This window comes from Trinickia sp. (genome assembly GCF_051961175.1).
Lineage (GTDB): Bacteria > Pseudomonadota > Gammaproteobacteria > Burkholderiales > Burkholderiaceae > Trinickia.
Genome location: NZ_JBQCDN010000373.1, coordinates 1 through 4,458, shown reverse-complemented (window position 1 = coordinate 4,458; position 4,458 = coordinate 1). Strand labels below are relative to the sequence as shown.

Sequence of the window (4,458 nt, the reverse complement as noted above, 5' to 3'; positions counted from 1 at the left end):
AACCGCCCATCCAAACCACGCACGGACCGGGAGGTTTATGCGCATAAAGAACGGGGCAAGGCAACGGCTGGGTGTAGACGTGTCCTCTCTGAAATTGGCACGGGCTTTCATTCCATCGGTTCGCGGGCCCAAGCAAAACGCCGCGGCAACATTCCATTTGGGTCGATGATTCGCCGGCGGCGGGGATGGCTTAATCGACGCGTACGCCGTCACAAACCCCTTTCGCGCTGAAGAGCGTTCATATGCGGGGCGCGGCACTGCTCACAGCAGCTCGCCCCGACAAGCATCTTTGACGACAACGGCGCAGCGCACGGTTTCTGAAACGCGCCAATCGTTGGCCCGCGCGTATGGCCAAACCAGCGGAGAAGTGAGCGCGATAGGGTCCCTGCGTCTTCCAGATACCGGCGCCACTCGTCTTTATGCGCATAAACCACCGGCCCGTACATTGTGCCGTGCCGTGCCGTGCCGTGCCGTGCCGTGCCGTGCCGTGCCGTGCCGTGCCGTGCACCAGCACCAGCACCAGCACCAGCACCAGCACACCCAGCACACCCAGCACACCCAGAACACCCAGAACACCCAGAACACCCAGAACACCCAGAACACCCAACACGGGACACTGGTAACTGCCACCTCGCTGCTTTATGCGCATAAACCGTCGGCCAAACGGCCAATCCGTGGCGATATCACGACGAATTCATTGAAATTAAAAATCGACAAGGTAAAATTCTGCGATCTGTTAAGGAGCGAAAAAAATTGGCAGCCGAAATCGTCGCGGTAACTCAACAGAAGGGCGGGGTAGGGAAAAGCACGATCGCTATGCATCTGGGCGCGGCTTTCCACGAGAAAGGTAAGCGCGTGCTGGTTGTCGATGCGGATGGGCAAAATACCCTGGTTCACTGGGCGAGCGCTTCGGCTGATGGCGACACGGGTATCCCGTTTCCAGTCGTCAACCTCTCGGAAGCCGGTGGGCAGATTCATCGCGAGATCAAGAAATTCATCGGCGACTATGACGTGATCGTCGTGGACTGCCCGCCCTCGATCACGGAGAAAGTGTCGGGCGTCGTGTTGCTGGCCGCGTCCGTTGCCGTGATTCCGACATCATCGTCCCCCGCCGACTACTGGTCCAGTGTCGGCTTGGTGAAGCTGGTTCAGCAGGCACAAGTCATGAACGAAGACCTCCGTGCCGTATTCCTGCTAAACAAGACCGAAGAGAAGCGCATGCTCACGCGCGAGCTCAAACGCGCGCTGGAAGACCTCGGATTCCCGTTGCTCAAAACACAGATCCCCACTCGAGAAGCCTATAAGCAGGCGATGGCACTCGGGCAAACCGTATTGCAAATGAGCGACCGCGGCGCCAAGCTCGCTGCAGCGGAGATCCGCGCATGCGCGGACGAGATCGCGGCCATGCTCCCCTGACTTTATGCGCATAAAGGACCCTGAATGAAATCGTCTAAATTGGCCAAAGGCTTCCAAGCGCGCCCTGATACCACGAGCAGTGAGAAGCGCACCGCGCTTGACCGGCTTAATGCGATCGACGACATCGTCAAAAGCGATGCCGCGCCTTCGGTGAAGACGGCCCCCACACGGCCTGAACCGATGCTTCACGCGGTTCCCTCGGCGACCGATGCTGCCAATACGAACGAGTCGGCGCAATATCGAGCCTGGCGTATGGCCAATGCCTATCAGCCCGGCCAAGTGATCGAACTCGATCTGAAGGCGATTAAGCCGAGCCCGTTCAACCCCCGGCATTTCTATCTGAAAACATCGATCGCCGAGCTGGCCGTCAATCTCGCGAAGCAAGGCCAGCAGCAGGCGATCCACGTGATCCCCGACTACGCGAACGACGGCACGTACTTCGTCAGCGACGGCGGACGACGCGTACGCGCACTGAAGGAAGCCAACAAGGATACGGTTAAAGCCGTCGTCGTCGACTTGCCGATCGGCATCGAGAGCTACAAGCTCGGCTACGATCTCAACGTTCAGCGCGACTCGCAGACTGTCTTCGATAATGCGGTCGTCTGGCGGCGGTTTCTCGACGAGCAGCACTTCCAGAGTCAAAAGGAGCTCGCCGAACATCTCGGTCTCGACGAATCGACAGTCGCCGTTGCGCTATCGCTCGCGAAGCTCCCTGAGCCGGTCATGCAGGAAATGGTGGCACGCCCCGATCGCTTCGGTTCAAACATGGCGTATCAGGTGGGCCGCTACTACGCCGCGCGTGGCGTCGAGTCAACGCTGCGGCTCATCAACCGTATCGTGTCCGACGATCTCAGCACCCGGCAAGTCTCGGACATCGTGAAGGGCCGGGTGAATCCGCAAGACGACGTCAAACCGGCCACTCGGCAACGTTACGCACAGCGTATGGAAATCAAGCTCGATGGCGTTTCTGTGGGGGATTTAAAATCTTACGGGGACGATCGCCTCGAATTGCGCTTGCGCGGCCTGTCTCGCGATAAACGCGACGACATCCTGAGACAAATCGAGCAAATGCTGCAATCGAGCTCAGCAAGCGTATAGCGCCCGCCCCACCCTGAAGACTGCGCGGTTGGGCGCGCAGTCGGCTGGCCCGCTAATCGACGTGTAAGCCGTGTGTCCGCTTGCAGTCCGACCGCCTCCAGCGCCGCCGCACTCACGAGCAACAATGAACCAATAAGCGGCGCCGGCCCACGAGAGGGGCATTCAACCCGCTGGCGGAGTGAGCTGCTGGCCGATCGCCGCCTGATAAAGTGATTCAAGCCGCCCGCGATTGGCTCAACGTGAACGCCAGTAGATCACCGTCGGTCGGTTCGCCCCAGGTCTTGCGTGCGAGCCAATCGAAAAAGGCGGTTTCGCCGAGCTTGGAGCTCAAGCCCCGGCGGCGCCAGTCGTCCCGAAGATGAGAACCGAGTTGCGGGAGCATGTCGTCTTCGAACGATTGCCGTGCGAGCTCCTGTTCCGACTCACCTTGCTCCTCGTACAGGACACGCGCCTCCTTGCGGCGATACGCGGCGTATTCGTCCAGCAGACGCGCCTTCAGTTGATCGGCAGGCACCGCCGCCGATAGCGCCTTGCCGGCGCCGCCAGCGGGCTGCTCAATGACCTCGACGGGCGGGGCATAGCCCTTCTTCAGCGCATCCTTGAACAAAGCCGGCGCGCTGCGGACAGGGGGCAACGTCGTGCTGCGCATACGCTGTTCGGTCATCTGCAACGCCGCCCGAATCCGATTTTCCTCGCTATCGGCGTATAGCGTCTGCGCTTCCTTCAACGGAATACCGATCTTCACCATACGGTCAATCAACGTACTGTCGAAGACATTCGGATGCTCGTCGAGCGCCAGCATCGGCTGCTTGCGCTCCGTGACCCGGAACTGGATCTCGGCAACACGCCGGCCTTCACGGTGCTCGATGAGCTCCACGAAGATATTGGTGACCGCATTGACTTCGGCGATAGCCGGACGCAGATAGTCGCGCTTGAAATACTTGTACTCGCGTTTCGCTTCGTCGCCGGCTTCGGTGTCCGGGGTGCCGGACAATATCGGACGCCACCAGGCCCACGACTCACGCATCGTCAAATGACTGGGATTGGTGAGATACCGCACGCAGATTTCATACAGCGCGAGCCCCGCGCTGCTGCGCAATTGGCTTTGAAACTGCAAGCTCAACCGGGCGTACTGCACCGGATCCAGCAGCTTCTTCTTGATCTTCGGCGCGAACGAGAACTCTACCCACACGCGACGGGTAGAAGGATCTTCGAGAATTTCGGCGTCGGCAATGAGCGTGGAGATACCCCACTTGCGGCCTGGCTTCTGGCTGGACGTGCCCTGACTCCACTCCACCTGCACGGACACCATCCGCCGCAAATGCTCTTTGACGAGCGCGGTATCGTTCGAATCGAACGCGGAATTGGCGACGATATCCGACAAGAGCGCGCGATAGGTATCGCCCGCTTCGTCCGCCTGCTGCGCGACAGCCAGCAGCACGTTGAACAGCTTACGTGTGAGCAGGGTGATCTTGCCGCTCTTCGGCTGAATGGCGATCGCTTCGACGGCCTTTCGCAATTCGGCGGAGCTCGGACTCACCACGTCCACATCGGTTTTCTTCGCGCGCTTCGTTGCCATGCGTCGGTCGGGAAAGAAAATTTACGACAGGATACAGAGTGCGGTGATAGGCGTCTACAACCACCCTCTCACCCTTCGCGGTGAAACGCGGCAAACAACGGCGGCTCACCTGGATCCGCTCCCGGAAAGGCTCACCCGAACGGATAGTGAGGGGCGAAGCGTGTCATTGCAGGGCATGGGATTCGTCGCCGACCATGACTGCGCGCCTGGCGATATGCACTGCAAGGCGCTCCCGCATCTGCTCACCTCAGCCAATGTCGCTATTTCGCGACGACGATTCGAACGGATATTTCCCCACGCCCCCTGCGCCCCGATATCGCATTTTCGCTCGCCAAATCGCGACGTGGACACCTGATGTTTCCTTT

At 59.8% G+C, this 4,458-nt stretch carries 3 protein-coding genes and 2 pseudogenes; 4 read left to right on the top strand and 1 reads right to left on the bottom strand.

The genetic code is table 11. The features are described 5' to 3' along the window. The first annotated feature begins 289 nt into the window (after positions 1-289). The 4 genes and pseudogenes from ACTHL0_RS21385 to ACTHL0_RS21370 form a co-directional block, all read left to right on the top strand. A complete protein-coding gene (locus ACTHL0_RS21385; protein ID WP_440568903.1) occupies positions 290-778 on the top strand; it encodes a hypothetical protein in 489 nt (162 codons plus the stop codon). Continuing rightward, a complete protein-coding gene (parA, locus tag ACTHL0_RS21380; RefSeq protein ID WP_440568902.1) occupies positions 754-1,416 on the top strand; it encodes a ParA family partition ATPase in 663 nt (220 codons plus the stop codon). Before ACTHL0_RS21385 ends, parA begins: the two co-directional genes overlap by 25 nt. A 24-nt stretch (positions 1,417-1,440) precedes the next feature. Then, a pseudogene (locus tag ACTHL0_RS21375) lies at positions 1,441-1,554 on the top strand (ParB/RepB/Spo0J family partition protein); the annotation flags it as partial. Positions 1,555-1,611: 57 nt separating this feature from the next. Beyond that, a pseudogene (locus tag ACTHL0_RS21370) lies at positions 1,612-2,514 on the top strand (ParB/RepB/Spo0J family partition protein); the annotation flags it as partial. A 214-nt stretch (positions 2,515-2,728) separates the two neighbouring features. On the opposite strand, the gene ACTHL0_RS21365 reads toward ACTHL0_RS21370, so the two are convergent. Further along, positions 2,729-4,093, bottom strand: coding sequence for a replication initiation protein (locus ACTHL0_RS21365; RefSeq protein WP_440568901.1), 1,365 nt, complete (start codon positions 4,091-4,093; stop codon positions 2,729-2,731). Between the last annotated feature and the right edge of the window lie 365 nt (positions 4,094-4,458).